This is a genomic window from Sphingomonas sp., from assembly GCF_025362505.1.
Lineage (GTDB): Bacteria > Pseudomonadota > Alphaproteobacteria > Sphingomonadales > Sphingomonadaceae > Sphingomicrobium.
The window spans coordinates 1-3672 of the sequence record NZ_JANYGG010000097.1; the positions used below are offsets into that span (position 1 = coordinate 1).

At 64.1% G+C, this 3672-nt stretch carries 4 protein-coding genes; all 4 read right to left on the bottom strand.

The window, feature by feature from the left end:
* A partial coding sequence (locus Q0R27_RS09475; RefSeq protein WP_293943746.1) for an FAD-dependent oxidoreductase occupies positions 1–486 on the bottom strand: 486 nt, incomplete at its 3' end.
* The gene (locus Q0R27_RS09480; RefSeq protein WP_293943748.1) at positions 483–821 is read right to left on the bottom strand and encodes a cupin domain-containing protein; all 339 of its coding nucleotides are present in this window, start codon (positions 819–821) and stop codon (positions 483–485) included. The genes Q0R27_RS09480 and Q0R27_RS09475, both read right to left, overlap by 4 nt.
* On the bottom strand, positions 818–2059 hold the full coding sequence (locus Q0R27_RS09485; RefSeq protein WP_293943749.1) for an aromatic ring-hydroxylating dioxygenase subunit alpha: 1242 nt from the start codon (positions 2057–2059) through the stop codon (positions 818–820). Before Q0R27_RS09485 ends, Q0R27_RS09480 begins: the two co-directional genes overlap by 4 nt.
* Positions 2056–3672 (bottom strand): FAD-dependent oxidoreductase (locus Q0R27_RS09490; RefSeq protein WP_293943750.1); only part of this gene is annotated, 1617 nt, incomplete at its 5' end. The genes Q0R27_RS09485 and Q0R27_RS09490, both read right to left, overlap by 4 nt.

Consider the following 3672-nt stretch of genomic DNA (forward strand, 5'->3'; position numbering starts at 1 on the left):
GATGCTCAGCGGCGGGCAATAGGCCTTGGCTTCCTGCGGGCTCAGCCACTCGTTATCGACCCCGTTGAGCCGGTTGGCGTGGATGTGCCGCTTGATGCTCTGCACGTCATGGACATTGTGCGCGAGCATCATCACCCCGCGCTTCGAATACATGATGTTGTAGTTGAGCTCCTTGCTGAGCCCGTCCCACAGCTTCACCGCGTGATCGTACAGAAAAGCGCTCTCGTCATAGAGATAATTCGACCGGATGATGGTCGTGTTGCGACCGGTATTGCCGCCCCCGATCCAGCCCTTCTCGAGCACCGCGACGTTGCGAATGCCGTATTTCTTCGCGAGGTAATAAGCCGCCGCGAGCCCATGCCCGCCGCCGCCGACGATGATCGCGTCATACGATGCCTTGGGCGCCGCGTCGGGCCATTGCTCGGGCCAGTCCTTGTGCGCGTTGAGCGACTTGGCGAACAAATTGACGAAGTTGAACCGCGTCATGCGCGCGGCGCTTCCGGTGGCGAGTAGACCAGCAGCATCGTCCCCCCGTTGGTGCTGCCCGTGCGGTGGAATGCGCCGGGTGCGCGCACGATAAAGTCCCCGGGGCCGTAGCTACCCTCGTCGTCGAAAAAATCGCCTTCAAGCACGAAAATCTGTTCGATCTCGTCATGAGCGTGAAGCGCGCCGAAGGGGCCCGGTTCGACCTTCATCAACAGCGTCCGGTAGCCGCGCGAATCGTCGATGAACGACTGCGTGAAAACGCCTGGCAGCGTATCGGCTGTCCAGTCGGCACGCGCCCGGACAACCTGTGTCCCCTCGTCGGGCAGCGCGGTCATGCCGACACCCCGTCCAGCGCGGGCAGACTTTGCGTCACATAGAAATGTTTGAAATTCTCGACCAGCTTCTCCTCGGGCGCGTAAGGCCCCTGGCGATACCCGTCGGTCTTGATCCCCTGGTGATTGAGCGCCGACAGATAGCCGTCCTGGCTATTCGTGGCGCGCCACACCGCCGACAGGTTGTCAGGGTCATAATCGACCCCCTCGACCGCGTCCTCATGGACCAGCCAGCTCGTCCGCAACAGCGTCTTGTCGGCCGCCAGCGGGGTCAGCGAGAAGGTCACGACATGGTCGCAACAGAAATGGTGCCAGCTGTTGGGTTGGGTCCAGATCGACAGGCTCGACGTCTCGGGCTCCTTGAACGGCCCAATCAGCTTTTTCGACGCGACCTTGCCGTCCAACGTCTGCGAAACGGCGCCATTGATCAGCGGCAGACGCGCGATGCGGTGCCACCAGCCATCAGGGAACTCGACCAGCTCATGGTCGATGCCGAGCGCCTTCCACTCGGCGCGCTTGTCCAGCATATGCGCTTCGGCTGACGCCTCGGCATTGCCGTCCTCGGGCAGGCCCTTGCCGAAGCCGCTGTTGCCAAGGCACGCGATCAGCTCGGGATGGTTGGCGTCGCAATGATAGCATTCGCGATTATTCTCCATCACCAGCTTCCAGTTGGCGTCCTCGATCAGGTCGTCCTGGACGGCGACCTTGCAATGCTCGAGGTCGAACATCTCGATCTGCGCGGTGATATCGGCCTTGACCCGATCGATCGGCGGCGGCGTGTCGTTCATGCAGATGAAGATCAGCCCGCCGACGTTCTCGACCGCGACCGGGGTCAGGTGGATCGTCGACTTGTCGAACTCGGGCCCCATGTTGCGCGCCCCGAACAGCGATCCGTCGAGGTTGTAGGTCCACTGGTGGTAAGGGCAGATCAGCTTGGGCGACGACCCGCGCTGTGCCTCGCAGATGCGCGAGCCGCGATGCTGGCAGCTGTTGAAGAACGCCCGCACCGCGCCGTCGCGACCGCGAATGACGATCACCGAATTGTTCGCCATCTCGAACAGGAACCAGTCGCCCGGCTTCCTGATGTGCGCCACCGTGCAGGCATAGAGCCACACGCTCGGCAGCATCACCTGCGTATCGAACTCGAACGCCTGCTCGCCGACATACAGCTCCTGCGGCAGCGTATAGCCCTTGCGGTCCTGGCCGAGCAGAGCTGCGATCTGGCCGAATTTCCCGCTCATGCGCGCAGCCGATCATTGTCCGGATCGAACGGCGAGTCGGCGATGATCGTCGCCGCATGGTTGGTGCCGAGGATCGAGATCTCGAAGCGCGCCCCCATGTCCGCCAGCGCCGGCGGCACCATTGCGATCGCCAGCGACTTGCCCGTCCGCCAGCCATAGCCGCCCGATGTCGCCCGGCCGACCAGCTCGCCGCCGTGATAGACCGCTTCCGACCCACGCGCATCGGCGTCGGTCACGCCATGGACCTCCATCGTAACGAGCTTCCACCGGTCGCCCGCCTTGTGCGCCGCGATCAGCGCGTCGCGCCCGAAGAAGTCTTCCTTCTTCGAACCGACGAACCGGTCGAGCCCGCTCTCGTACGCCGAATATTCGATCGACAGCTCGCGCGGGATGAGCTTGTAGCCCTTCTCCAGCCGCATCGAATCCATCGCCTTGATCCCAAACGGCTTCAGCCCGAACTCGGCTCCCGCCTCGAACAGTCTGTCGAAGATGTAGTTCTGCATCTCGATCGGGTGGTGGATCTCCCACCCCAGCTCGCCGACGAAATTGACCCGCAGCGCCTCGACCTTCGCGATCCCGACGCTGATCGACTTGCCCGTCAACCACGGGAAGGCGGCCGAGCCCAGGTCCGCGTGGGTCAGCTTGGCCAGGATGTCGCGCGACTTCGGCCCCGCCAGCACCAGCACACCCAGCGACGTCGTCAGCCGCTCAAACTCGACCGATCCGTCGCGCGGCATCGCCTTTTTTAGATAATCATGGTCGTGCCGCTCATAGGCGCCCGCCGACACCAGATAATAGCTCCCGGGGGCTTCCTTGTAGACGGTAAACTCGCTGCGCACCCCGCCGCGGCTGGTGAGCAGGTACGATAGCGTCACCCGCCCGACCTTCTTCGGCACCGCATTGGTGAGCAGCCCGTCGAGCCACGCCTCGGCGCCCGGCCCCGCAATGCGGCATTTGGCGAACGCCGTCATGTCGAGCAGGCCGGCATTCTCGGTCACGTTGCGGCACTCGTTGCCGACATGCTCGAAATAGTTCGACCGGCGGAACGACCATTTCTCGCGCACCGGCTCGCCCGCCACATCGGGGTGGTTGTGGTTGAGCAGCACATCGGGCCGCGCCAGCTCGTCCTCGCCCAGCGCATAGCCCTCGGGCGCGAACCAGTTCGGCCGCTCCCACCCGAATACCGTCCCGAACACCGCGCCCCTGGCCTTCATCCGGTCGTAACAGGGCGACCGCCTCAGCCCGCGCGCGGCTTCGCGCTCCTCATCGGGATAATGGACGGTGAAGACCTTGGCATAGGCCTCCTCGTTCTTCTCGATCAGGAAGCCGCGCCCGGCATAGTCGCCGAACCGGCGCGGATCGACGCCCATCATGTCGATTGTCGGCTCGCCCTCGACGATCCAGTGTGCTAGCTGCCACCCCGCCCCGCCGGCCGCCGTCACCCCGAAGCTATGCCCTTCGTTGAGCCAGAAATTCTTGTGGCCCCACGCCGGGCCGACGATCGGGCTGCCGTCGGGGGTGTAGGCGATCGCGCCGTTATAGACGCGCTTGATCCCGACTTCACCGAACGCCGGGACCCGCTCGATCGCGGTCATGATATAGGGCTCGAGCCG